Annotated in this window: 26 protein-coding genes and 1 pseudogene; 1 reads left to right on the top strand and 26 read right to left on the bottom strand. The window is 60.8% G+C overall.

What is annotated here, in order from left to right:
• Nucleotides 1-2 precede the first annotated feature (2 nt).
• The gene (gene kdpE, locus ACWGZX_RS24210) at nucleotides 3-695 is read right to left on the bottom strand and encodes a two-component system response regulator KdpE (protein WP_223461100.1); all 693 of its coding nucleotides are present in this window, start codon (nucleotides 693-695) and stop codon (nucleotides 3-5) included.
• Nucleotides 692-2,227 (bottom strand): DUF4118 domain-containing protein, encoded by a 1,536-nt coding sequence (locus tag ACWGZX_RS24205; protein WP_452625753.1) that lies wholly within the window; start codon nucleotides 2,225-2,227, stop codon nucleotides 692-694. The genes kdpE and ACWGZX_RS24205 overlap by 4 nt, the downstream gene beginning before the upstream one ends.
• A gap of 167 nt (nucleotides 2,228-2,394) precedes the next feature.
• Here ACWGZX_RS24205 and ACWGZX_RS24200 point away from each other — a divergent pair.
• Nucleotides 2,395-2,686 (top strand): annotated as a pseudogene (locus ACWGZX_RS24200) (IS5/IS1182 family transposase); the annotation flags it as partial.
• A 302-nt stretch (nucleotides 2,687-2,988) separates the two neighbouring features.
• Here the strand turns inward: ACWGZX_RS24200 and ACWGZX_RS24195 are convergent.
• The 24 genes from ACWGZX_RS24195 to ACWGZX_RS24080 form a co-directional block, all read right to left on the bottom strand.
• A complete protein-coding gene (locus tag ACWGZX_RS24195) occupies nucleotides 2,989-3,783 on the bottom strand; it encodes a DNA adenine methylase (RefSeq protein WP_452625752.1) in 795 nt (264 codons plus the stop codon).
• Between the two features lie 203 nt (nucleotides 3,784-3,986).
• Nucleotides 3,987-5,021, bottom strand: coding sequence for a phage late control D family protein (locus ACWGZX_RS24190; RefSeq protein WP_452625751.1), 1,035 nt, complete (start codon nucleotides 5,019-5,021; stop codon nucleotides 3,987-3,989).
• A gap of 52 nt (nucleotides 5,022-5,073) precedes the next feature.
• Nucleotides 5,074-5,280: a tail protein X gene (locus ACWGZX_RS24185; protein WP_027923855.1), complete on the bottom strand. Its 207-nt coding sequence runs from the start codon at nucleotides 5,278-5,280 to the stop codon at nucleotides 5,074-5,076.
• Complete coding sequence (locus tag ACWGZX_RS24180; protein ID WP_452625750.1) at nucleotides 5,255-6,112, bottom strand: phage tail protein; 858 nt, start codon at nucleotides 6,110-6,112, stop codon at nucleotides 5,255-5,257. The genes ACWGZX_RS24185 and ACWGZX_RS24180 overlap by 26 nt, the downstream gene beginning before the upstream one ends.
• 9 nt (nucleotides 6,113-6,121) lie before the next feature.
• Nucleotides 6,122-8,473, bottom strand: a complete 2,352-nt coding sequence (locus ACWGZX_RS24175; RefSeq protein ID WP_452625749.1) for a phage tail tape measure protein — start codon at nucleotides 8,471-8,473, stop codon at nucleotides 6,122-6,124.
• A 142-nt stretch (nucleotides 8,474-8,615) separates the two neighbouring features.
• The gene (locus ACWGZX_RS24170) at nucleotides 8,616-8,924 is read right to left on the bottom strand and encodes a phage tail assembly protein (protein WP_452625748.1); all 309 of its coding nucleotides are present in this window, start codon (nucleotides 8,922-8,924) and stop codon (nucleotides 8,616-8,618) included.
• A gap of 11 nt (nucleotides 8,925-8,935) precedes the next feature.
• Nucleotides 8,936-9,439 (bottom strand): phage major tail tube protein, encoded by a 504-nt coding sequence (locus ACWGZX_RS24165; RefSeq protein WP_223512645.1) that lies wholly within the window; start codon nucleotides 9,437-9,439, stop codon nucleotides 8,936-8,938.
• 12 nt (nucleotides 9,440-9,451) lie between these two features.
• Nucleotides 9,452-10,615 carry a phage tail sheath subtilisin-like domain-containing protein gene (locus tag ACWGZX_RS24160; RefSeq protein WP_452625747.1) on the bottom strand — a complete coding sequence of 388 codons (1,164 nt, stop codon included), beginning with the start codon at nucleotides 10,613-10,615 and terminating at the stop codon, nucleotides 9,452-9,454.
• 96 nt (nucleotides 10,616-10,711) lie between these two features.
• Nucleotides 10,712-11,299 carry a hypothetical protein gene (locus tag ACWGZX_RS24155; RefSeq protein WP_452625746.1) on the bottom strand — a complete coding sequence of 196 codons (588 nt, stop codon included), beginning with the start codon at nucleotides 11,297-11,299 and terminating at the stop codon, nucleotides 10,712-10,714.
• Nucleotides 11,299-13,929, bottom strand: coding sequence for a phage tail-collar fiber domain-containing protein (locus ACWGZX_RS24150; protein WP_452625745.1), 2,631 nt, complete (start codon nucleotides 13,927-13,929; stop codon nucleotides 11,299-11,301). The genes ACWGZX_RS24155 and ACWGZX_RS24150 overlap by 1 nt, the downstream gene beginning before the upstream one ends.
• Nucleotides 13,922-14,533: a phage tail protein I gene (locus tag ACWGZX_RS24145; protein ID WP_452625744.1), complete on the bottom strand. Its 612-nt coding sequence runs from the start codon at nucleotides 14,531-14,533 to the stop codon at nucleotides 13,922-13,924. The genes ACWGZX_RS24150 and ACWGZX_RS24145 overlap by 8 nt, the downstream gene beginning before the upstream one ends.
• 1 nt (nucleotide 14,534) lies before the next feature.
• Nucleotides 14,535-15,413 (bottom strand): baseplate assembly protein, encoded by an 879-nt coding sequence (locus ACWGZX_RS24140; protein WP_452625743.1) that lies wholly within the window; start codon nucleotides 15,411-15,413, stop codon nucleotides 14,535-14,537.
• Nucleotides 15,410-15,736, bottom strand: a complete 327-nt coding sequence (locus ACWGZX_RS24135; protein WP_043302559.1) for a GPW/gp25 family protein — start codon at nucleotides 15,734-15,736, stop codon at nucleotides 15,410-15,412. Before ACWGZX_RS24135 ends, ACWGZX_RS24140 begins: the two co-directional genes overlap by 4 nt.
• 13 nt (nucleotides 15,737-15,749) lie before the next feature.
• Complete coding sequence (locus ACWGZX_RS24130; protein WP_452625742.1) at nucleotides 15,750-15,971, bottom strand: hypothetical protein; 222 nt, start codon at nucleotides 15,969-15,971, stop codon at nucleotides 15,750-15,752.
• Nucleotides 15,972-16,029: 58 nt separating this feature from the next.
• On the bottom strand, nucleotides 16,030-16,590 hold the full coding sequence (locus ACWGZX_RS24125) for a phage baseplate assembly protein V (protein WP_452625741.1): 561 nt from the start codon (nucleotides 16,588-16,590) through the stop codon (nucleotides 16,030-16,032).
• A complete protein-coding gene (locus ACWGZX_RS24120) occupies nucleotides 16,557-17,126 on the bottom strand; it encodes a hypothetical protein (RefSeq protein WP_452625740.1) in 570 nt (189 codons plus the stop codon). Before ACWGZX_RS24120 ends, ACWGZX_RS24125 begins: the two co-directional genes overlap by 34 nt.
• On the bottom strand, nucleotides 17,119-17,748 hold the full coding sequence (locus tag ACWGZX_RS24115) for a phage tail protein (RefSeq protein WP_452625739.1): 630 nt from the start codon (nucleotides 17,746-17,748) through the stop codon (nucleotides 17,119-17,121). The genes ACWGZX_RS24120 and ACWGZX_RS24115 overlap by 8 nt, the downstream gene beginning before the upstream one ends.
• Nucleotides 17,745-18,059, bottom strand: a complete 315-nt coding sequence (locus tag ACWGZX_RS24110; RefSeq protein WP_452625738.1) for a head-tail joining protein — start codon at nucleotides 18,057-18,059, stop codon at nucleotides 17,745-17,747. Before ACWGZX_RS24110 ends, ACWGZX_RS24115 begins: the two co-directional genes overlap by 4 nt.
• A gap of 2 nt (nucleotides 18,060-18,061) precedes the next feature.
• A complete protein-coding gene (locus ACWGZX_RS24105) occupies nucleotides 18,062-19,057 on the bottom strand; it encodes a major capsid protein (protein ID WP_452625737.1) in 996 nt (331 codons plus the stop codon).
• Nucleotides 19,058-19,120: 63 nt separating this feature from the next.
• Entirely contained in the window at nucleotides 19,121-19,465 is a 345-nt protein-coding gene (locus tag ACWGZX_RS24100) for a head decoration protein (protein ID WP_452625736.1), read from the bottom strand.
• Entirely contained in the window at nucleotides 19,462-20,607 is a 1,146-nt protein-coding gene (locus ACWGZX_RS24095) for a head maturation protease, ClpP-related (protein ID WP_452625735.1), read from the bottom strand. Before ACWGZX_RS24095 ends, ACWGZX_RS24100 begins: the two co-directional genes overlap by 4 nt.
• Nucleotides 20,604-22,088: a phage portal protein gene (locus ACWGZX_RS24090; protein ID WP_452625734.1), complete on the bottom strand. Its 1,485-nt coding sequence runs from the start codon at nucleotides 22,086-22,088 to the stop codon at nucleotides 20,604-20,606. Before ACWGZX_RS24090 ends, ACWGZX_RS24095 begins: the two co-directional genes overlap by 4 nt.
• Nucleotides 22,088-22,294: a phage head-tail joining protein gene (locus ACWGZX_RS24085; RefSeq protein ID WP_320395194.1), complete on the bottom strand. Its 207-nt coding sequence runs from the start codon at nucleotides 22,292-22,294 to the stop codon at nucleotides 22,088-22,090. The genes ACWGZX_RS24090 and ACWGZX_RS24085 overlap by 1 nt, the downstream gene beginning before the upstream one ends.
• Before the next feature lie 52 nt (nucleotides 22,295-22,346).
• Nucleotides 22,347-24,353, bottom strand: coding sequence for a phage terminase large subunit family protein (locus tag ACWGZX_RS24080; protein ID WP_452625733.1), 2,007 nt, complete (start codon nucleotides 24,351-24,353; stop codon nucleotides 22,347-22,349).

Raw genomic sequence — 24,353 nt, 5'->3', positions numbered from 1 at the left:
CCTCAAGGCTGGAAGCGGTAACCCACGCCTGTTTCTGTCAGAAAATATTTGGGTTGAGTAGGATCGTCTTCGAGCTTCTGGCGCAAGTGTCCGACATAAACGCGTAGGTAGTGACTGCTCTCGACATAGGCTGGCCCCCAGATTTCCCGCAGCAAACTGCGTTGGGTCAGGACCTTGCCGGGTTGCCCCAGCAGGGAAGAAAGCAGTTGATATTCAATCGGAGTGAGGTGAATCGTCTCGCCGTCACGGACCACCAGTCGGCGCGATAAATCCACGCTGATGGTGCCGAACTCGATAATCGGGGAAGCCGCTTCCGCACTCCGACTACGGCGTCGCAGCAGCGCGCGAACCCTTGCACGCAGCTCGCCAACACTGAAGGGCTTGGTCAGGTAGTCGTCGGCCCCGGCATCCAAGGCATCGATCTTGTCGTTTTCCTGCGATCGTGCAGACAGAATCAGTACCGGAACATCGGACCAACTACGTAAATCCCGTATCAGGTCGATGCCGTCTCCATCCGGTAGACCTAGGTCGAGAATCAGCAGATCGGGCTTTCTCGTTCCCGCTTCGATCAGTCCGTGGCTCATCGTTTCAGCTTCAGCCACCTGGCAGCCTTCTGCTTCCAGTGCCAGCCGAACGAAACGACGGATTTGCTTCTCGTCTTCAATAACCAGAACTTTGGCTGAGGTCGAGATCATGGCTGCTCTTCCTCAACAATCGGTGGTGTCCCTTTGGGCAGGGTAAAGCTGACGCTGGCTCCACCGCCTGGTCGATTGTCGGCGCTGATCCGTCCGCTATGCGCTTCCACAATGGCTTTGCAAATGGCCAACCCAAGCCCTGTCCCCGGTTTGTCAGATACGCCTTCCCCTCGGACGAATATCTTGAATAGATCGTCGCTTCGTTTGCTCGAAAACCCTGGACCAAGGTCTTCGACACGGACCTCTACGTTGTCGTCATTCTGTATGGCCACCAATTCAATGGCGCTACCTTGAGGCGAATACTTCGCAGCATTTTCAAGCAGGTTGCAGAGGACCCGTTCGATCAGGACTGCGTCATAGTTGAGCAGCGGCAACCCCTTTGGGAGGGTCACTTTGATGGGATGTTCAGTCAATGCGCTGCCAAGCAACTTGATGCTGGCACCAATTACCTCTTCAAGCAGCTGCCACTCACGCCGCAAGGTGACTTCACCAGCATTCAGCCGGGCCATATCCAGAAGGTTGCTGACTAGACCCGCCAGGCGCGCGGCCTGCTCGTGCAAGGCCTGAGCAGTTTCCAAGGCCATCGCAGGCAACGCCGGCTGGATAAGCGATAACGAGTCAGCCAAGCCAACCATTGCGGTTAACGGCGTACGAAGATCGTGCGATAGCGCCGCGAGAATGGAGCCGCGTAGGCGCTCTGTCAGCATATTAACTTCAGTGGTTTGCGCTACTTCGACGTAATGCAGGCGTTCGACCGCGACTGCGATCAGGGACGCGAGGGTCTCTAATAGTGATAGGGCATTGCTTGAGAGTTTTGGCGAGCCTTCTGCGAGTTTGACTGCAAGTACACCCCGAGTGCGCATCGACGACCGCAAGGGCAGATACAGCGGCGCATAGCCCATGCTGTTGAGTTCGTCGTTACGCACCAGTTGTCCACTCTCCAGCGCGACCTGGGCAAGGCGCATTTCAACCAGCGGAGATCCGGGCTTAGGCGAGTTGCTCAGCACTTCTTGTTCATTGGGCAGCAAGATGACTGACTGTGCATCGAATTGCGTCTTGATGAAGGATTGGCCAATGTCCACTACCTGTTCAACGGTGAGGGTTCCGGCCAGTTGGCGGGCCAGTTGATACAGCGCCTGCGTTTGTTGTTCGCGGAAGTGAGATTGTTGTGCCCTTTGTTTCAGTCCGGCGGCAAGCTGCGCGGTCGTCAATGCGGTCACCAGCATGACGCCAAACGTGACCAGATACTGGATGTTGCTGACTGCCAGAGAAAAACGTGGCGGTACGAAAAAGAAGTCAAAGAGTAAAACGCTGAGAACTGAGGCCAAAATGGCTTGATTGCGCCCTAGCTTTGCCGCCACCAGTTGCACGGTCAGCAGGAACAGCATCACGATATTGGCCAAGTCGAGATAAGAGAGCAGCGGTGTGGCTATAAGCGTCATTGCGCTGCAGGCGAGGACGGTCAGTAAATACCCCCGTAGCGAGGTGAATTTTTCCGACTTACTTCTCAACAACGACGCCTCGTTGGTCATATTGAGCATCCTCTTACGATAAGCAACAGACTAGCCACCACCGTGTAAAAACGCTGACTATTCTGGTGAGCTCGACGTAGAAATGTCGTAAAGATTTCAGCAGGTATAGTGACGGTGAAAGTGGTCGAGCCATCAGGACTCCGATACGAGAATGCTGTAGCTGAAGCCCCAAGCCAATGACCTCAGGAGCCGAGGCAGACGGGCGTTTCAATAACGACGCCTTCATCTATGACTCGGCAAAAAACGAATACATATGATGCCTGGCTGGCGAAGCGCTGATCTGGCGCTATAGCAACATGAAAAGATCTGAAGCTGTACCGTTACTGGAGTTCGAAATACCAGGGCTGCGCGCTGAAGTCGCAGTGCACACCTAACACGGAACGACGGGTTCGACGCTGAGAACATGACGCCGTAATGGAAGAAATGCAGGACAGGCTGCGCAACGCGCCAGAGATGGTGTGAATCCGCAAACGGACAGTTGGCCAAACTTACATCTCGAGGGCCACCTGCAACGGGATAGGTGCGCCTGCACGAAGCAAAAACCCAAACCAACCCAATAACCTAGCAGCAAAGGTCAACGAAGGGCCGAGAAACCACTCAATGTGGTGAGTAGGTTCTCCGATGGTCTTCGTGCCTGAGTTCGGTCGAGCTGAAAATCCGACTGTTTTCAACAGAATCGGTCGATATCCGCCGTCCGTGAAGGGCCGCTAAGGTCGATTTCTGACTGTCGCCACTGTCAGCGTTGGGTGAAAGCTTTCACGTCAAAACAGTCCTCCCAACGCCGCCGGCTCCCAGTTCATGATCACTAATTCGCCACTGACCTCGGCCTTACCCTGCCGTTGGTTGGTTGTGGTGTAGCGGATATCCAGCGTCTCGAAGTGAAAGCCTTCGAACACCCGGCGAATGTCGGGGTGGTCGTTGATGCTGACCATCACCCTGCCCTTGCAGCGACGCATGAAGTCGGCCATGCGTTCATAGTTTTCAAACGGAAAGTCCACCCCATACCCAGCGGTCTGCCAGTACGGCGGGTCCATGTAGTGGAAGGTATGCGCACGGTCGTAGCGTTCGGCGCAGTCGAGCCAGGGCAAGTTTTCCACATAGGTGCCGGACAGGCGCTGCCAGGCGTTTGAGAGGTTTTCTTCGATGCGCAGCAGGTTGATGGCCGGGCCAGTGGTGGCGGTACCGAAGGTCTGCCCGGTGACCTTGCCGGCAAAGGTATGGTGCTGCAGGTAGAAAAATCGGGCGGCACGCTGAATGTCGGTGAGGGTTTCTGGGCGGGTCATCTTCTGCCACTCAAACACCTGGCGCGAGCTGAGCGCCCATTTGAATTGGCGCACGAACTCTTCGAGGTGGTTCTGCACCACGCGGTACAAGGTCACCAGGTCACCGTTGATGTCGTTGAGCACTTCCACCGGCGCGGCCTGGGGCCGCATGAAGTACAGCGCGGCACCGCCGGCAAACACTTCGACATAGCATTCGTGCGGGGGAAACAGGGGAATGAGGCGATCGGCCAGGCGGCGTTTGCCGCCCATCCAAGGGATGATAGGGGTAGACATAGAGTGCAAGACCTTTACTGTATAAATAAACAGGTGCTAGGCTCGCTCCGCTTTGTGCACAGAGCAGGAGCCTTGGCGGGACTTGCAGGGACAATCTGCGGGGACGGTGGCCAGGCTGGATGTTGACGCATCCAGACTGGCCGCTCCTTTTACTTTGAGACTCAAACTTCTTTTCCTGGGCTCGACTCTCGCGCCCCAGGCAATCAATCCGGCACTTCAAGCACAACTTTCTGCGGCTTGCCGGAGGCCTTGGCCTTGCCCTCCTTGCCACCATTGCATTCCACCGACACCGTCCACCCGGACGGGGTGAAGGTGTGATCCACCGACTCCGCCAGGTACTCGCCATCGAGCCCACGCTTGAAGCCCTGCGCCTCGATCATGCATTCGGCAAACAGGTCAGTCCGGCCCGGAAGATCAAGACGCACCGAGGCCGTCGAACGATTGAACGCCGCCAATCGTGCCTTCGCCGCTTCGTCGGCAGCGCTTTTATCCGGGTAGAGATGGCGATCGGTGTGCACCGGCGGCAGGCCCTCGGGCACGTTGGGATTGTCCAGGTGCGAGACCAACAACTCCCCGCTGGCCGGGTCCTGGTACTGGGTGCTGACCCCTTGATGCGCACTGCGGTCGCTCAAGCGAAACTGCCAGCGGGTCACGTCATTGCGGTGCAAGGTGATCACTCCCAAGGCCTTGCCACTGGCGCTTTGCCCGCCTTGGCGCGGCAGGACCAACAGCTTGCCGTCGGCCACCTTGGCGGTGCAGTCGTGCTTTTTGGCCAGGCGGGTGATGAAGTTGAAGTCCGATTCATTGAGCTGGTCCATGCGCGGCACGCGGGTGTCCACCGGGCACGACGGCTGCCAGCCATTGCGCGCCGCCACGTCACCGACGATCTGCGCCAGGCTGACGTCCTCCCAACTGCCGCTGCGGGTGCTCTTGCCGCTGCCGCGCATGTCGCTGGCCTTGCCGCTGATCACCAACGTGTCCGGCGGGCCGGAGACCGCGACTTCATCCACGGTATAGCGGCCCATGCGGGTCAGGTCGGTGCCGGCATACCCCAGGTAGACCTCGATACTCGCACCACGCGCCGGCAGCGACACCGCGCCGTCGCGGTCATCGATGCGCAATTCGAACGTATCCGAAGCCATGCCGGGCCGGTCGGAGAGCTGCAGCGAGACTAGCCGATCATTGATCAAGGTGGTGATGTCGGCACCGTCAGCGACGATGCGGAAAAGCGGTTGCATGTGGGTACTCCAGACAAGAAAAAACCCGCAGGCGGCGGGCTGGGTAACGGGATCAATCCCACAACGAAATGACACTGTCGGGCTCGATCACCAGATCCGGCAGCGTGATCAGTACGCCGGCCCGGAACGGTTGCGGCTCATCGGCCAGGCCCTGATTGGCCGCCAGCACCGCCTCGACGCTGCGGTTCAGATGACCGTAATAGTGGTGGCACAGGGTGTCGAGCAGATCCCCGTCAGCTGTTCTGCAAGTCATCGCCATAACGGACAAACTCCAATGAAAAGCCTTGTTTGCGCGGGATCGCCCCAGGCAGCAAGGCGCTCTGTTCCTCGTCGATAGTGGTCAAACACCAGTTGCCCAGCACCTCGCCATAACCCGTGGTCATGTTCAGCGGCAGCAACTTCGAACCGATGCTGCGCAGCCTATCCAGCTGCTTCAAGCCGCCTTTGTAGCTCGGGTAGATCGCGCCTTTGATCGTGATTTTCTCCTCGCCCAGACCCACCGCCTGTTGCGCCGGACGCCGGGTCAGACGTTCCTGCGCGGCCCAGCGAAACGAGGTCTGCCGGCGCAGTTCGTCAAACGCCGCGGTGTCCAGGTTGAAGTAATACGGCCGCTCATTGGCCTTGAGCGGGTAGAGAATCAGCAGGTGCGGAAACGGCTTCACCGCGTCGGATATCGGCGTCATGTCGCCGGCAAACCATTCGGTGGGGAAGATGTTGCCCAGTGCGGCATTGGCCTTGCCGGCGACCTTGTTGAACGCCGCGCCGAAGCGGCCAATCTGTTCGGTCAGCGCGGAAAAATGCTCATCAAATCCGGCCAGAGCGCGCTGGGTTTGATTGTAGAAGCTGGCCACCTTGCCGATCTTGGCCTGCGCCGAGCTGATTGCACTTTGCAGACGCCGGGTCTTGTCACTCAGGTCTTCGCTGAGAAAGGGCAAGCCTTCCAGCGCATCCGCTGCCCCGCTGATTTCATTGAGCGCGCCATTCATCGGTCCGGTCATCGACTCGAGGTCAGTGCGGCCAGCTTCACCGGCATCGACCATGTCCTTCAGCCCACCCTGCAAGTGTTGCAGGTAGGTCTTTTCATCCGTCATAACACTTCCTTAGCCCACGTGGGGCGCATCAAACAACTGGCGGTCACGCGCCTCCCGGGCAAAGTCCTCGAACTGACGGCTCAGGTACGGCATCAGCTCCTGCGCCAACCGCGCTGGGTCTTTCATATCGCCCTGCACGGTAATGACCGGGGCCGGGGCGAAGGTGAATTGCTGGTCGACCTTCGGCCATTCGGGCGTCTTTGGCGCCGTGGTCGCCATCAACGCCGCCGCCGTGACCGGCGCGGCAGGGGCGTTTTCCATCGAGCGCACGACCGCGCCCACCCCTTGACCGGCGGCCATGGGCAAGATGCCGATTGGTGCTTTGGGTATGACCGGCGTGTCCGGCCCGCCAAACAAGGCCTTGCCAATGGTTGCGCCCACGTCACCGCCGCCCCACGCGCCGAGCGCGCCACCGATCATTCCGCCTATCGCGGTGCCGAGCAGTGGAATGAACGAACCGATGGCCGCGCCGGCCGCTGCACCCGCCAGGCCGCCGGCGAGGCTACCTGCCGCCTCGCCGTAGCCTTCGGCCTTTTCATCGCGGGTAGTGGCGTTCTGGTAAGTGTCCACCACCTGAACGCCGGCAGCGGCCACCGCCAGCGCCCCGCCCAATTTCATACCACGGGACGGCCGACTTGCAGGGCCTTTGCCCTTTCCGCCCTTCCCTTCTTTGCCGTGATCCAGCCCGTCGTCATCGCCGTCATTCGCGTTGGTCACGAATACCCGCTGCACGATATTGGACCGGTCGCCGGCCGAACCGCGCGCGATGTTCACCAGCCCCCGACCGATCTTCAGCGCGGCCCAGGCCTTGCCCGCCAGCAAGGCTCCGGCACTCAGCGCCGCCAGGCCCAGCACCACCTTGGGCGTTTCCTCGGACAAGGCGGTCAAACCACGCGCTGCTGCACCGATACCGCTGGCCAGCGCATCCGTCGCCGGACGCAGGGCATCACCGATGGCGCGCAGCGAATCGTTGAACGCCTGACCGGTTTCGGCCCAACGTTGCGACGAGCTCTCGCGACGTTCGCTCAGGTTTTTGTCGAGAATGTCCTTGCGCGGACCGTTGGGGTCCGAGGCGCCTTTTTTCAGCTCCGCGTAGAATTTTTTGTTCTGGGTGTACGCCATCAGGGCCGTCTTGACCTGCATGTCGGCAAACAGATCGCCGGTACGCAACGTGGCGGCCAAGGCATCGGCCATCGCTTGCGCCTTGGCCGGGTCCGTCTCCTGGCTGATCTGGGTCAGCCCCTGATCCAGCTGCTTGGCCTTTTTCGGATCGGTCTTTTCCACATACCGGCGTGCCAGTTCGAAGCTGGCCTCGAAGGTCGACATGCCCTTGCCAATGGCCGCGTTCATCGAGCCCTGATAGTCGATCCCGGCATCGGCATAGCCTTTAACCGTTTCCTCCGAACCGATTTTCGCGACCCAGTTTTTCAGGTTGTTCGCCGCCTCATCCGCACTGCCGGCGCTCTTGATCTGCACTTGCAGCATCGCCCCCAGTTGCGTGACCGCCTCCTGGCCGGTGATGCCGGTGCTGGCCATCTGCGCCAACAGTTCCGGAAACCACTTGGCCATGTCGGCCGCCTCGAAACTGCCTTGCTGACCCAGCAGGGCCACCGACGCCAAAGCCTGTTCCATTTTCTGCGGGTCGGTGATCTTGGCGTTGTTCTGCATCGCCAGAATCATCTTCGCCGTATCCGCGCCCGACGCCCCCTGCCCGACCGCAAACTTGGCAGCCACCGGTGCATATTTCAGCGCTTCGGTCAGGTCCATGCCGCCACCGACCAGTTGGTTCACCAGCTCGGCCACTTGGGTGTTGGCCATGCCGGTGTCCTTGGAGGTCTGGACGATATCCCGGGCAGTGTTCACTTCCTGCTGGGTATTGGCGGTACCGGACTTGATCGCGATGTCGCGAATGATCGCCTGAAAATCCGCGCTGACTTTGGTCGGTACCGCCGCCAGGGTGGTACCGGCCACCGCCGTACCGATCCCGCTGCGCAGGCTTTCCTGCCCGTCCTGCACCTGGCCCATCCCTTTGGCCTTGAACTCGGCACTGCGCACCACCTTGCCCAGCGCCAGGTATTCTTTTGTCAGGCGCCCGACTTCAATGCCCTGTTTGCGCAGGCTGCTGTTGTTAGCCTCCAGCTTTTTGAGCAAGGCGCCGGCATTGGCCGCGCCGCTGTCGTGGGCTTTTTTCCATTCCTCGCGCAGACGCATGGTCTCGCCGATGACTTTCTGCAAACCCTTGGCGCGCATGGTTTGCGCCTCGAGCTTTTTCATTTCGCCGCTGACGTTCTTGAAGGCGGCGCCCAGGGAGGAATCGACGGCGCCGCCAATCACCAGCCCAAGGGAGAGTTTGTTCGCCATGCAGGTTACCTGTAGGAGCGGGAATTTGGCTCAGTCCGTGAGCCACCAGACCATCTCGGAAAACGACAGGCCCTGGATCTCGGCCGCCGAAAAGTTCAGCTCGACGGCCAAGCGTTTAGCCAGGGCTTTTTGCAGTCTGGGATTAAACCCCGTCGTCTGCTCCCAGACGAAAATAGGCGGTCTGCAGACGACGGTAATCACGCATCAGCAGCCCCTCCAGATCGCCACGGCCGATGCTCGCCAGGCTGCAGAACAAGACCATCTCCTGTTCTTCTTCGTTGCTCCCGCCCTGTAGGGTGGCGGCGCGCATCTCGCGCACCGTCGGCTCACGCAGGGTCAGCTGGTCGACCTTGATGCCATTGGCCTCGCTCGCTTTGGATAACATGACGGTGGCAATGCCATCACCCAGTTGCAGCCATGTCGGCAGGACGTTGTCTTTTGCGTTGCTCATGGTGATGCTCCTTACATGCCCAGGGCAGACCGCACGGCGGCCAGTTGGTCGACACCGTCAATGACACGGATCGAGTTGAGGGGATCGATTTCAAACATCACGCTGCCGTCGATTTCCAGCTTGTAATAGGTCACCGCGACGGCGTACTTGAACTCGCCTTTTTCGCCCGGCTTCCAGTCCCCCGGATCGACTTCCTTGAGCCCGCCACGCAGGGTGGCGACCACTGCCTTGACCGAACCTTTCTCGCCCTTGAAGGCACCGCGGAACGAGGCGTTGAACCCGGTCAGGTCGGCCTGACCGAAGAACTTCAGCACCTCGCGGCGCACGCCGTTGGTGATGAAGCTGGCTTCCAGCTTTTCCATCCCCATGTCGAGTTCGACCGCCGCGTCCATGCCGCCGGCGCGGTACTCGTCGGTTTTGAGGGTCAGCTTGGGCAGGGTCAGGCTCGGTACATCGCCTTGCAGGCTGATACCGTCGACAAACAGGTTGGTGTTGTAGAGCACTTCCGGAATCATAAAGCGGCCTCCTTAGGCGGCGGTATCCAGCACTTCAGTGATCCACTGATCGGTCACCTCCACGCGGAAGTTCGGGTTTTCGGCCGGCGGTACGTCGGTGAAACGAATGTTCCAGTACACCTTGCCATCACTGAGTTCGCTGGAGGTGTTCAGCTCTTCGTCGGCATACACCTCGAAGTTGATGATCGCGCCTTGGTTCTTCAGGTCGCGCATAAACGCCTGCAGGCCTTCGGTCACGTCCTTGACGTAGGTCGCAGTGATCGAGCGGTCGACGGCCCATTTGTGCGCGTAGAGGATGGCGTCCATGACGATATCCAGCGTGCGCACGCGGGTGACGAACTTCCATTTCGGATCACTGGACAGCGTGCGGTTGCCCCACAGGCGATAACCGTCATCCCGAATGATCGTGGTGATGTTCGCGTTGTTCAGCAGGTTGGCGCGGCAGGAGGCATCGCCGTCGAGAAACTCGATCGGCCGTGTGGTACCGGTGATGCCGACGAACTCCTTGTTCGATGGCGAGGCCCAGAAACCGTAGGTGGCATCGGTCCAGGCAAACAGGCCGGCGGTCCAGGCCGATGCTGGTGCGTTGACGGTAGCGCTGGTTCCGGTGTCCCAGAACTGCACGCCAGGGTCGACCATGTAGGCGTGTTTGCTGCCGAAGTTGGCGGCATAGGCGATCGCCGCTTCGTCGGTGGTGTTCGGCCCGTCGATGATGGCCATGGCCCGCAGCTTGTCACCCAATGCCACCAGCTCGGTGGCCACCGCCAGCGTCGACGAGTACCCCGGAGTCACCAACAACCGTGGCTGGGCGTTGAACTTGCTTTTGCCGTTGAGCAACGCCTGCATACCGGTACGGGTGCCGTCGGCCCAAACGCCGCCGATGATCGCTGACAGCTGCTCGGCCGGGTCCGTCAGCAGCGGCACACCGACAGCGACAATCACCGCCTTCGACCGTTTAAAAATGGCCTTGCAGTCCTGAGTGATCGCCGCGTCCGGGCCCCAGGCGGCGACCGCTTCGCTTTCGCGGGTGATCAGCAGCAGTTCGTTGGCCGCCGCGGTCGCCGGCGGGCCCACGGTGAAGGTGTTGCACAGACCAATGATCGACGCGGACGGGGTGGCGATATGCCGGGCCCCGGTGTCCACCAGGGTCACGGTGACGCCGTGAAAAAAACTCATAGAGTGATACTCCAGAAACGAAAAGGCCCCGCATAAGCGAGGCTGTAAGTGACGTGACGCGTAACGGAAAAGAAAACGCCCCGGCAATGCGGGGCGTCAGGTCGTGGCGCTGGTCAGCCCATCGGGCTTCAGTGGCCGTTTATCATTGGCTGGAAAGTCTGGCGACATGGGCCAAGCCCGCAGTTCATTGCGGTAGGTGCGCCAAGCAGGTTCCGTGCTAATTGCGCTCGGGTCCGCATCCTGGTGCTTGTCGATCTCTCGACCCGCCCAATGCAGCTCATTTTCGATCCACGACCTTTCTCGCTGACTTTGAATCGCCAAATCGCGTGCGGCATCGAGCACCCAAACGAAACCATCCCAGAGATAGGCCGCACTCGGTCGCGGCAAGGTCGTCAGCTCGGCCGGTAACTCGCCAGGCATCGAATGCGTCACCTCGGCACCATCGGTGGTGCGGTAAGCCACGCCTCGGTAGTCGGGCACGACCCGCCACGCCCCATCCCTCCAGACCACCACCTCCCCGTCCCCGGCTTCGGGCGGTTCTTCCAACGTGGCGCCCGCTGGCAGACCGCAACCACAGCTGACATAGGTATCGTGTTGGCCGAGGTATTCGGTGGTGGTTTCACTGAACGTGTAAACCTCGATCCAGCCGCTCTCTTCAAAAAAACCATTCACTAAAGTCGGCATCAGTACATCCTGCAAATGTAGTTGTACGCCACGTTACGCATACGGGTTTCCGTACTCACACGGACGACGGCTGATGGATTGAAAACGACGGATCGAAAGCCGGTCAACACGATTTGCGGTGCGGCAGGCGCGATACCAGTAACGGTATTGCCGCCCGCGAATACGCCTGTCGCAGAGCTCACCATCAATGTTGAATCGTCCTCTTGTAGGATGAACTCGCCCGTCATGTTTTGCAGCGTGTCGAGCTGAGCGCTCAACACGGGGCGTCCCGAATCGGGGTCAACGCCACGTCCGCCATCCAGGCCACGAATCGACTCACCGCGCAGATCTGGCAGGATGCCGCTGGGATACACGGCCAGCAATGCTGGGTACCACTCGACATTGAACGGCTGCCCCGTCATCACGACGCAATTTTCTGGCGGCGTAGCGGTTGGCCATGGAAACGGCACGCCGACAGGGACGGCAAATATGGAAGCAGGATCAAAATTGCTCTGGGTCCAGATCTGCCCGAAATCCTGCGCATCAACCTGTATTTTTATTTGGCCCGAGGCGTTTTCATAGCCAATGTAGATTTTATTGGCGTCCTGACCCGCCCCCCCGCCTTGCTGGACTGGCGTAAATCCGAGGTCAGGTTGATACGAGTCAGGGTTAAAGTTACTAGTGTCCCAACTCGTTACCCACGCACTGAATACGAATCCATCCAGGGTCTGAACACCGCCACGCGTATAAGTTGTACCGCTGTTATAGCTGACGATTTTTTGCCAGAGGGTGTCTTGACTGACCGCAACCAGCATGGGGGAGAATTGACCGCCATCTGGAACGTTCGGCCCGCTGTTCACCCGGTAAATGCCCACGGTGGTGATTGTGTTTAGATCGGTGCCTTCGGGAAGGACAATCCCCCCCTGGCCCCAGCCATATGCCCCTGCGAGCAGTACGTGACCTGGGGTGTCATCTTGGGGAGAGGTTTGTTTAACCAGATTGCTGGAGTCCCACAGGTGCTCCCACTCCCCCCAGGTGCCGGTGGCGAAGTCCCCGGTGCGAAAACGATAGTACGTCGCACTATCCGCTGCGCGAGCTTCTTGGTATGCAAGGTTCCCAAAAGACCGTTCCATGTGGATGACCAAGCCATGGGTACTGCCGTTGGGAACGTCTGGTCGGTTCAGGTAATCAGCGGCATAAGTGTAAGTACCGCCAACCTGCGCGGCGTTGAAGTCATGACCCGGTAACTCGGGAGCCTTACCGCCCAAGCCATGTGCGCCATTGGTCAGCACGCGCCCTGCCGTGGAGTCCCAGGCGTTCGCTTGTTTGACGAGATTCTTGTTGTCCCACTGCTCCACCCACTCGGTCCACACGTCGCTGCCGTCATCGGTGCGAACGAATAGCGCCGTGTTCAAAACCGCAAACTGCGTCCGCTGACCCGATAGCGCTACCTGCCAACCAACGGCGTCATAGCCCGAACCAGGCACTGCACCGACCGCACTTTCAACAAACCCGAAAAACTGCGTGCCTTGCAAGGTATCGAGGTTCGTAACCATCGGCCCATTGACGCCCAAGCCGAAGGCCCCGACCTTCATCAGCGCACCTGCTGTCACATCGGTCAGACTGGTTTGCACATCAGCCGTCGCGGCGGTGCCCAGTCCAAGGTTGTCGCGAGCCTCAGCCACATCCTCGACATCGGCGAGATTTTCACTCACTGCCAGGGCATCGGTGATGCCGTAGCCGTCGAGGGTGGTCGGGTTGGTACCCGCGATCACCCGCCCGAGCACATCCACGGTGACGCTGCGATAAGTGCCGGCGCTCACCCCGCTGCCGCCCGCGATCATTTCAAACTGCAAACCAGTGGCGCCCAGATCAATCGGCGCATCGGTAACCAGTTGCCAGAGGCTGTTGCCGTTGGTCGTGCCCTGCTCGACGTGGATAAACAGCCCCGGGGTCACTTCCAGGCTGTGGTCGGCATCGGCGGCCCGCGTCCAGCCTTCGGCGCTGACGACATACAGGCCGTTGTCCTGAGCCTGCGTCTGCGCGGTCACCAGCACGCGGTCACCGACAACCACGGTCACGTCATCGATGGTCTGCACATTGCTCAGGGTGATGGCGACCGTGGCCGCCACCCGCGCTGACTGTTTGGCATCGAGCTTGGCCAGCGCCTCACTGATCGCCAGGTCGACGTATTCACGGGTAGCCAGCACCACCGCCGGGTCGATCTTCAGCACGATGTTTGCCGAGCTGCTGACGATGAAGTTCATCCGCACCACTTGGGTCTTGCCCGTGCCTTGGGCCAACAACGGTTTATAGCTCGGCGCACAGTTGGCCACCGCCACCAGATCACCGTCGACGTCGTACAGGCCGATCTCGCGAATCCACTCACCGCCCACTTCCGGCGGAATGATCTGCTCGGTGATCACGGTGTTGGGATTGGCCGGATCGACGCGGATCTGGTTGAGCGGTGCGCGACGCCATTCGTTGATCAATTGGGTTTGCAGGCGGTCGGGAATCGGGTCGGTGCCGTTGGCATCGCCCAGGCCCATCTCGGTAAACATCCAGTCCAGGCCCATGGCGATGGCATTGGCATGCTTGGCTTCACCGACCGCCGTGAGAATGGCAAAAAACTGACTGGTCTTATCAATCATAGGGATAAACGTCCAAAGTATCGGTTTCATCGACGCAGAGCGCCGGGCCAAAAGAGCCGGTCACGTCGATGTCTAGCGGGGCCGGTGGGTACACGTCGATCTCTTCACCCTCTTGCACGCACACGGCAATGCCCAGCACCCCCTCGGTCTGCAGACTGAGCGCCAGGTTGGTCATGTGCCGGCTGACCGGGCGGGCGTCGTCGATCAACCACGCCAGTTCCTCGTACAGCTCCTCGGTGATGCCGGCGTCATTCAGCCCAATCTCCAGAGCGAACGTACCGGGCACGCCTTCCGGCACGGTGTCGAACCATTCCACGACATCGATCAGGTAGCCCAAAGGCTCGACCACTCGCCGCAGCGCACCGATGGTGCCTTTGCGTGCATGCACGTCGTACGCTGAACGGATTGCCGTGCGCTTGGCCTCCTGGGTCCAGGTGTTGTTCCAGCGGTCCACCGACCAGGCTGACGCCAGATACGGCAACAGGTGTTCCGGGCAGGTGTCGGCGTTGTACAAACTGCGCAGCGGGATCAGCGTGTTTTCGTAATTGGCCGCTTCCACGGCCAGCTCCAGCGGCGTGCTGTTGAGCGGTAACTGAGTGCTCATGTCAGGCCCCCAGCGTTACGGTGTAGCCGGTGCAGTACGCCGCTTCGGCCTTACTCGGTTTGAGGTCGCTCCAGCCCAGTAACTCGACCCGGGCGATGCCCGGAATGTGCAACTGCGCATCGATGCCTGAACGCGCCACCTCCAACCCCAAGCGTCGGCGCGGGTTGATCCACTCGCTCAGGCGTTTCTGGCTTTCGGCCAGGTAGGCTTCGTTTTCCGGCCCCGGTGCCTGCGGGTACAGCACCGCTTCAATGCGGTAGTCGATGACCACGGCGCTCTGCACCGTGAGCCGATCACCCACCGGCCGCACCTCTTCATCATTCAGGTGCAACCGAACCTGCTCGAGTAACTCGGGCGAAGCGGCGCCACTGCCTTCGAGGCTGAGCACGGTGACCACTACCACGGCCGGTGACGGGCTTTCGGCGGTGGCATCGGCCACCAGGCCCGAGGCGTTGCGCGCATGCAGGATGTAGCTGTTACGCGGTCCCGCCGTGGTCAGCCCCTCATACGACAGCTGAACCCGCTCGCGCAGAGCATCGTCTTCTTCAAGCACCTGCGGCGTCGGCGGCACCGTGTTCGGATCTCCCACCTGAATCACCAGGCGTTGCAGGTTGACGTTGGCGGCCAGGTGATCGAGGTCGGCCCGTTCGGCATGGGCCAACAGCAGCGCCTTGCCCGCGTCGTTGACCCGCGCCCGGTTTTGCAAGGCGCCATACGCGGCTTGTTCGATCAACTTGAGTACCGGGTCACTTTCCAGCTCCGCGCTCCAGTTGTCGCCCATGCTCAGGCGGAAGGCTTCCAGTTTCTCCTGGTAAACCGCCTCAAAGTCGAGGTCCTCCAGCATTTGCGGCGGCGGCAGGGCCGCCAGTTCCATGGTCATGCGGACACCTCCAAAGTCACGTCGCTGCCCAGGTACTGCCCGGTCAGTTCAAAGGTGATACGCCCGTCGAGGATGGCCACGGCGCGCACCCGGCCCAGCTTCAGGCGCGGCTCCCAGCGGCCCAGCGTGCTGGCCACCTCGGCCTGCACGGCACTTTTCCAGCCGTCATTGACCGGCAGGTCGACAAAGCGCCGCAGCTTGCTGCCGTACTCCGGGCGCATGCGCCGGCTGCCCAAGGGCGTGGACAAGATGTCCTCGATGGACTGGCGCAGGTGATCGAGGCCGGAAATGAGTTGGCCGGTGCGACGGTCCAGTCCGATCATCCCGATCATGGGATCAGCCCTCGACCGCGACAAAATCCTTGCGACCGTGCAAATACTCGATCGCCACCGTGTCATCCGAGGCCACCGCAACCTGGCCCTTTTCCACTTTCAAGGTGCGCTCGGCGTCCAGCAGGATCAGCACCCGCGAAGTGAACAGCGTGTCGCGAAAGAAGCTCAGCGTGGCCGGCGCGGGTGCCTCACTGGCCGCTGATACGTCCTTGGTTTTGCTTGTCATGGTTTTTCTCCAGGCCTGAAAAAGCCCGCACGCGGCGGGCTGAAGGTAAATGTTTCACTCAATGCGAGTGGTTGCTGCTGTTGCCCCCGGCATCCATGATCGTGCCGGCACCGCTGATGTCGCCGGATACACTCAGCGCCCCGTCGATGGTCACCTCACCCGCCAAGGTGATCTGGCTGGCCGTCACACGAACGTGATCGGGCGTTACCTCAAATTGCGAGCCGCCGACACTGATCGTCGCGCGGGTGCCGTTGGGCAGGTCAATGCTGTAACTGCCGGCCTGCCAGTCGTAGACCAGTGAGCCGCCATCGTCGAAGTACCAGGCCTCGACGTGATCACGGTTGTCCGGCGGGGCCCCGGCGTTGCCATACAGCCCCGGGATAAACGTGCCCATGGCCGGATCACCACTCGGGCAGAACAGCGCGCCCTGCTCATTCAGGCTTGGCGCGCGCCAATGACGAGCCTTGCCCGCCGCCAGGCTGTGCCAACGCACCCAGGCACTGACCCAGGTACCGGCCTTGACCCGCACTCGGCCGGCCAACAGATCGATGCCGACCACCACGCAGGGCATCAGCATCGCGGCAATCATCCGGTCGTGTTCGGCGCTGGCGTATCCCATGCCAGATCCTCCGGTTGAAAATAGTGATCTTCATTGCCGGTACCGGTGCAACCGTCGACATTCAGGTACAGGGTGCCCGGAGGCTCGACAGGCCATAGCCACTCAACCTCGCCGAGGTAGATCTGCTGGGTCCACTCCACCATCCACACGGTGTAGCCATCCAACTCCGGCTTGGTCCAGTCCTGACGCGACGCTACAAACTGCGCCTGTTCGACGTTATCCAATCCCCAGGTCTGCGCCCTGAGCAGGACCGCAATCTGTGTAGCCAGCTGCGCGCCCAGCTGCTGATGCCGCGCCAGTTCGGGCCCGACGATGGCCCGCGCTTCAAAACGCAGCACCAGCACCGTTTCGCCGGTGCCAATGTCTGTGCCCGGTTCAAATTCGACCGGTTCCAGAAACACGGCGGGCAGCGGTAGTCCGACCCTGCCATCAATTTCTGGACAGGTCGCCACAAAATTCAACTGCGGCAACGCCTGTCGAATATGCTCTTCGATCGCCGTGTACAGGGCATCGAGCGTCAGTGATTGATCAGACACGGGGCGTTCCTTTCAGGTATTTGTGCAGTTCAAAGTTCAGCTCTTGCTTGAGCACCACCAGCAGACGCTCGTCGGCTTTCTGCGCCCAGGCATTGAACGGCCCCTCGACGTCTTCGAGTGAGACCTGGGCCTTGGCCAAGGGAAAGCGCCCATCGTTTTCCGCGATCCAGCCCGAACTCGTTCCAGCCGCGGACGCGCCGCCGGGATAGTCATCCGGATTGAAATGTTTGCTGGCTGTACGGATCCAGATGTCCGCCTTGTTGCCATACACACGCTGGTAAAAAGCCCCCTGATAGCGTCGACCCGCCACCGAGACACCGGCCTTGCCCTGCCTGGGCTTCCCTACCCGGCTGGCGTCCATCGCATTGACACCGAACCAGAGCTTTCCTGAGTCGGCATTTCCTTTGATGGGGTAACAACGCAGACGCTGACGCACCGCCCGCAATGCGATGCGCTCCTGTCGGCTGGCATCCCTGGCGATACGCGTGAGTAGCCAGCCCAGGGTCTTGTTGATCGCTCGGCGCTGAGCGGCGGCCACCGCCTTGGGCACCACTCTGGCCAAGTCGTTAAATGCCTGCAAATCCTTGGCAGAGAGCTGCAAGGTGATTGGCACGGCGCTCATGGATTTAACCTCAGGATCAACGCCACCATGCCATCACCGCCCGGTTCAATGCCGATCAAGGTGTATTCGCCTCCGCCGTCCAAAGCCGGTAAATCGATGCACACCGTTTGCGCTTTTTCAACGCCTGCCGCATCAGCCACCCGGACCTCAAAGCAAGGTTCACGCAGCCCGGTTTTCGTCCGTCCAATTTTGGGCTGCAACCAGGGCGCCGAGAACATGCCCAGCACCCGCCGACCTTCGATGTAGCCAACATCGGCCAGGGTGTCGAACACCACGCTGTCGATCTGCGCGACCAGGTCTCGAAAGGCCATGGTCAGAGCGTCAGCAAGATCTGCGCCCGAGGACGGGTGCACAGGTGCAGCGGGTTGGACTGAGCCTCACCGGCCATGCCCTTGTTGAACGGCATGGGCTCCAGCTTGCTGTAATACGGCAGGCCTTGGGTGTTGGCGGTCTCCATGTAGTCCGCCGGGGCAAAGCAGGAGATGTACAGATCCGGCACGCCCTCTGGGATCAACAAGGCTTGATCGTCATGGATAAAGGTCACGCCGGCGATGCGCCCGCGGTAGCGTTCCCAGACGATGCCGCCCAGCTCGAAGCTGTCTCGCGCATCACCGCGCAATTCCGCGGCCTGGATCGTATTGAGGTAAGTTTCTTCCACCGACTTGTGCGTGATCAGCTTGTTCCAGAAATTCTTGCCGCAGAACGCTCGCGCCCCAGAGCTGGTGACACTGCCGAGCTCGTCATCCTGCATGTCCAATGCTTCGGCGCACTTGACCCGGATTTTCGTCGCCGAATCATTCAGGCCCATGGAAAGGCTTTGTTGCTGCACACCAAACGCCTGATAAATGTTCAGCAGGACCGTCGAGCCGTCAGCGTCCAATACCAAGCCGTTCAGCGCGCCCATGCGTTGGAATTCATGGGTGGCGTCGAGCTGACGCTTGGCTTTGCTCAGGCGTGTATTCACTACGCCCTGCACAGCTTGCAGTTCGGTCGTCGTACCAAAGGCACGAATGCCCTGAATTTCGTCGGCTTTGATGGCGAAGCGTTGCGGCAGGTGCACGGTATTGAACGGAATCATTTGTCGCTTGCTCGCACCGACGACCAGACCCGAGGTGCCACGCTCACCCGCTGGCACCAGCGCCAGAGTGTTGCCATCCTTTTCGATCTGCACGGTCAGGGTGGTGATGCCCTCTTCACGAAACAGGCCCAGGCTGCTGATGCGGCCCGGTAGGTATTCCTGCTCATTGATCGCCGCAGTCAGCGAAGACACAGAAAAAACATCGTCGGTAAAAATGCCAATATCGGCCATAAAAGGACTCTCCAGAAAGACAAAACCCCGCACAAGGCGGGGTTTGGAAAAAGGGGGACTGACTTAGCGGGCAATCACAAACTGAGCCGCCAAGGCGACCTCGGCATCCGCATCGAAACCGGTCAAATGCACCTCGCTGACCTCGGCCAACCGCACCACGGCACTGGCCCGACGTTCCTCGGTCGATTCGCCCAGCGGCCCGTAGAGGATGCACGTCGCCACTTCGGTGCCATCGGTGGCGACGGGATCGTAGGGCGCAAACTCATGGGTCGCGGTGATCAGCCCCAGCACCTGGCCGGCATTCAAGGCGGCGCCAGCGGCCACTAGAATGGATTCACGAGAGATCTTCCCGGCCCCTTCGGAGAGCAGAAACTCGCCGGCGTGCAGCGTTTCGTACTTTACGGTCATGCTCGTGCTCCTTTTGCAGATTTGGATGGCCCCACGTGAGCCGCCTGACGGGCCGCCCAGATCGACGGAGGATCCGGTTGTTTCGCCAGCACCTTCGGTGCCGGGTCGTGATTGAGGGGCAAGCTGTTGTCAATTTCAAAGCCGTTGCCGCTGCTGACGATTTTGTCGAACAGCCGCGCCCGCACGGCAGGTTCGTCCAGCCCCGCTGCCACGTATTCTGCGCCCAGCTCTGGCAGACGTGCCGCGACACACAGGTCATGCACCGCCTTGGCCCGGGTTAGCCCCGCCAGGACGATCTCTTCGCTTTCAAGCTGGGTCGAACTGAGCAACGGCGCGACCAGGTTGCTGATCCCTGACTCGGCACAACGTTGAGTGATCAGCAACGCCAGCTTGGCCGAGTCGGCCACGGGTGCGGGTGCAGGTGTCTCCACCTCCGGAGCCGGCTCGGGTGCCTCATCGAGTAGGGCCAGCAGTTCAGCTGGGGTGTGCTGGTAACGCTGCATCACCCCACCCTGCCCCAGACAGGCTTTGACCTGGACGCCGTCACCCACTTCATCGGCCAGACCCAGGGCCACCGCCTCTTTAGCGGTCAACCAGGTTTCGGCGGCCACCATAGCGCGAAGCCCCTTCTCATCGATGTTCGGCGCCTTGGCCTTGTAGGCTGCAATGATCGCTTCCATGGTTTGGTCGAGGACATCGGCCACCTTGCGAAAGCTATCGGCGTCGCCAGCCGCGTACGTCCACGGGTTATGAATCATCAGCATCGCGTTGGAGGCGATCACCACCTTGTGGGCACCGCACACCGCGACACTGGCCGCGCTCGCAGCCAACGCATCGATCCGTGCCGTGCACCGTTCGCCCAGCCGCGACAACGTGTTGTGCATGGCCAGCCCGTCGAACAGGTCGCCGCCGATGCTGTTGAACGCCGCGATGACCGGTGACACGCCGTCATCCACGGCGCGCAGATCCTGCATGAACTGACTGGCGGTAATGCCCCAGGTGCCGATCTCGCCGTACACAAAGACTTCAATCACGCGCTCGGTCGCTTCGCCACTGGCGTGCACGGCGTACCAGCTTTTGTCCTGTATCGGCACTTGCTGGCCAGCCTTGTTGTAAATGCGCGGCGGCGTTTTCTTGCTCATGTTTGCTCCTTGTCGTCGAACGCCTGAAGCATTTCGACGAGCGTGCTGTAATTGAGGCCCTTGCCGCGAGCCCGTTCGGCATCGGCGGCGTTTTCTTCGTCCACCGTTTCCGCGTCATAACCGGTGCGTAGGACCATCTCGCTGCGCGAGGCAAAGCCTGCGTTAACCTCCATCGTGCGTGACTGAACATCCTGAACCGGATGGATGTAGGCCCAACCTTGTGGCACCCAGCGCGTACGCAGGTACTCACGGCGGCGCTGAGCGTAATCCGGCAACAAGACGGCACCGCTGAGCACCGCCATGTCCATCCAGGCCGCCCGCACCGGGCGACACAACTGGTGCACATACACACCAAATTGCAGTTGCTCCAGACGGCGCCGAAACTCGGTGAGCACCACGCGTAGCGCCCGGTCATTCACGTCACGCATGTCACCGGTGAGAATCTCGTACGGCATGCCCGCACCGGCGGCCGCGGCCATCAGTTGCTGACGCATGAAGTCCGAATAGTTGTTGCCCGCGTCCGGCGGCGTGGAAAACTCAACCTCCTCCCCCGGCAACAACTCCTGCATGGTGCCCGGCTCCAGCGCCACCATGGGCGTGAAGCCATCCGAAGCCAGGTTCAGCGGCGCGCCGGTGACGGGATCGATCGGAGTTTGAATGTCATCCGGCGATGGCTTTTTGATGAAGCCGGCGAACAGGTTGGCCACTTCCTGGCGGAACAACACCGCATCGTCGTAGTTGTCCAGGCTGCGCAGGCGTTTTAGGACCGGCGACAACCGCGGCAAGCCACGCAACTGACCCGGCTCGACCGGTTCAAAAATGTGCAGCACCTGGCTGGCCGGCACGCGCACCAGTTGGTTGTAACCACTGTTCAATGACGAGGCATCCCCGGGATGGGAGCGGTACATCCAGTACGCAACCCGACGGCTGTCCGGAGTGAACTCGATCCCGGCGCGGATCACATTGCCGTTGCGCGCGGCCTCGAACTTGTCGTGCGGCACAAATTCCGGGGCCAGCACCTGAAGCTGCAACGGCACCACCAAGCCTTCGTCGAGGCTGCGCGGACGCAAGCGGACAAAACATTCGCCGGCCGTTTCCACCGTCCGCGCGATCAAGGCCTGTTGTCCGTAGAAGTCGGTCAGACCATCGGCGTCGGACTCTTCGGCCCAATCGGCCCAGAGTTCCTGCAGCAGGTGCCGAAGTTCATCGTCCTGGGTTTTCGGCCGCGGAGTGATGCCGGTGCCGATCAGATTGCTGACCCGTTTGTCGATGACGTTGAAGGCGTACGGGTCATTGCGCACCGCTGCGCGGGAACGTGAGCGCAGGTTGCGCAACGCCGGAATGGCAATGCTGTTGAAGCCGGCGTCGGGTGCATCCCAACTCGCGGAACGACGCCCTTCGGCAGCCCCTTCGTAACTGGCCTTGATGTTCGACGGAATCAGAAAACCGCTACGGCCCAATGTTGGAAACTGACGAGCCATTACAGTCCCTTGCCTCCATGGTAGAGCCGTACAATGCGCGACCGAGGACCGGCCGCCGCGATCAGCGAGCTGCGGATTTCATCGCGCGCCCTGAGCAGTTCGTCGATGTCACGGTACTCAACGTTGCGATCGGCGTAGCGCACGATTTTTTCGCCGCGCGCAATTGCCGTCTCGACCGCATCGAGTTGCTGTTGGGTAAAGGCCATGGGATCGCTCTAAAGTAAAAAGACAACGGGGTGTGCAACTGAGCGTGTTCACTCAGCGTCGTTTTTTCAGGTAGCCGCTGCTGGAGCTTCGACGCTGTGGGGGGCGTGCAATCAGCATCGGTGTCGCTGCCAGTTTGGCCGGCGGTACGGGATCGGCAGGTTGCTGCCGTGGTGTTACCGCAACGCTGATACGTTCAGCCGCAACGGGCTTCTCACCCGGCGACGCCGCTTGAATCAACGCGCTTCTCACCCGCCCCCAGTCGTGTTCCTTGTAGCGGTTCAGGCCCAGGTAATGCGCCATCGCCAGGCTGTACACCATCAGATCGAGCGCCTCGTTGCGCTCCGCCTTGCCCTTGACCCATTCAATTTTTTTGTAGCCTTTGACATAGCGGGTTACCTTGCGCTCGGCGACGCACTGAGCAAAAAAGTCGTCGGGCAGGTCGTTGGCAAAATGCAGCGCACCGGGACCGTCTTCCACCGGATAGCGGTTGTAAATCCAGTCCTTGGCGGTGTCGGTACCGACGAACCACAGCTCTACGCCCTTGCGTTCGGTCAGGCCTTTCCAGGTGACATCCATCATCGATGGCCGCTGCGCAATCACCGGACGACCCGACTTGCTCGCGCCCTTGACGGCGAAGATGTTGCGCCAGCGGCGCAGCCGGCAGAACTGGTACACCTCGTCGGTATGATTACCGCCGGAGTCGATGCCGGCCGCCCGGATCGTCAGCTCTGCGCCACACGGGTGCGGGTAACGCGCCTTGAGTTTGTCATCCAGCACTGACCAGGTTCGCTCGTCGGAAGGATCGCCCCAGATCACCTGGTAGTCGATGATCCAGCGCTCCATGCCAACGCCCCAACCGACCACCATGAACTCCAGCCGGTTGGCTTGCACGTCGACGGAAGCCGTGAGCATCAGCACGGCAAACGGCATCAAACCCAGGCCATAGGTTTCCAGGCGTGCCCGCGCCATCAGCACATCGGCTTTGGTTTGCTCTTGGGCGCTGTCCCAGACCTTGGCCAAACGGGTGTTATAGAACACCTGCATCGGCTCAAGATCACCGCGGGACATGGCCTTTTTGGCCTTCTCGAACTGCTTGGCCAGTGACGCCCAACCGGTCCAACCGGGCGGCGAGTACAACGCATTGAGATTGAAGCCGACGGTTTCGCCATCGCCTTCGGCATGGGCGCGCCACTCGCCCTTGGCCAGCATCTCGCCCTTCTGATGCTCTTCGATCAATACATCACAGTCAGGCCCGGCGCACTCATAGTGCGCCAGTTGGCAATCCGCCGAGTAATGCAGGCGCTCCCATTCGAGGACTTGCATGTGCCCGCAATTCGGGCACGGCACGTAGTAAAAACGCTGGTCGCTGGTCTCGAACAGATCGGCAATGCGCGAGGCGCCCCGGATGGTCGGCGAACTGGAAAAGTAGAACTTGGCGTTACGGCCAAACGTACTGCCCCGGGTTTCCGCCAGCTCAATAGGGTCGCCCTCCTCGCCGACGTCCACCACCCAACGATCCACTTCATCGCCATAGATGTACCGGGCCGACAGCTCCGACAGGTTAGCCGCCGAGCCCGCGGTGGTGATGTACAGCGAGCCGCCTTCGAACTCCTTGGTGTCCATGGTGTTGCGCGCATCGCGTGAACGGTTCGCCGCCACTCGTTCGCGCAGTACCGGAGTGGCCTTGATGGTCTTGCCGATGCGCGACGAGACCCGTTTGGCCAACCCCAGACTGGGCAGCAGCGTGAGAATGTTCGACGGTGCCATGTGGATCAGGCCGCCAATCCAGTTCAAGGCAATCTGGGTTTTCATCAACTGCGAGGCGACCATGGTCACCACGCGCTTGCACGGGTGTGCCGGTGACAGGCAACGCATGGGCTCGCGGGCATAGGGGGTACGCGCCGTGCGGTACTGCCCGGGTTCGGCGGCGCCCGCATCACGCGGGATGCGCATGAACTCGTCAGCCCACTGATCGATCCAGACATCCGGCTCTGGCTGCAACCCACGAAAATACGCCTCCCGGTACACCGCTGCACCGTCGGGCATTTCTGCTGGCAT

It is taken from the genome of Pseudomonas sp. CLCA07 (genome assembly GCF_053615335.1).
The sequence above is the reverse complement of the archived record's forward strand: the minus strand, read 5'-3'. Positions and strand labels throughout refer to the sequence as shown.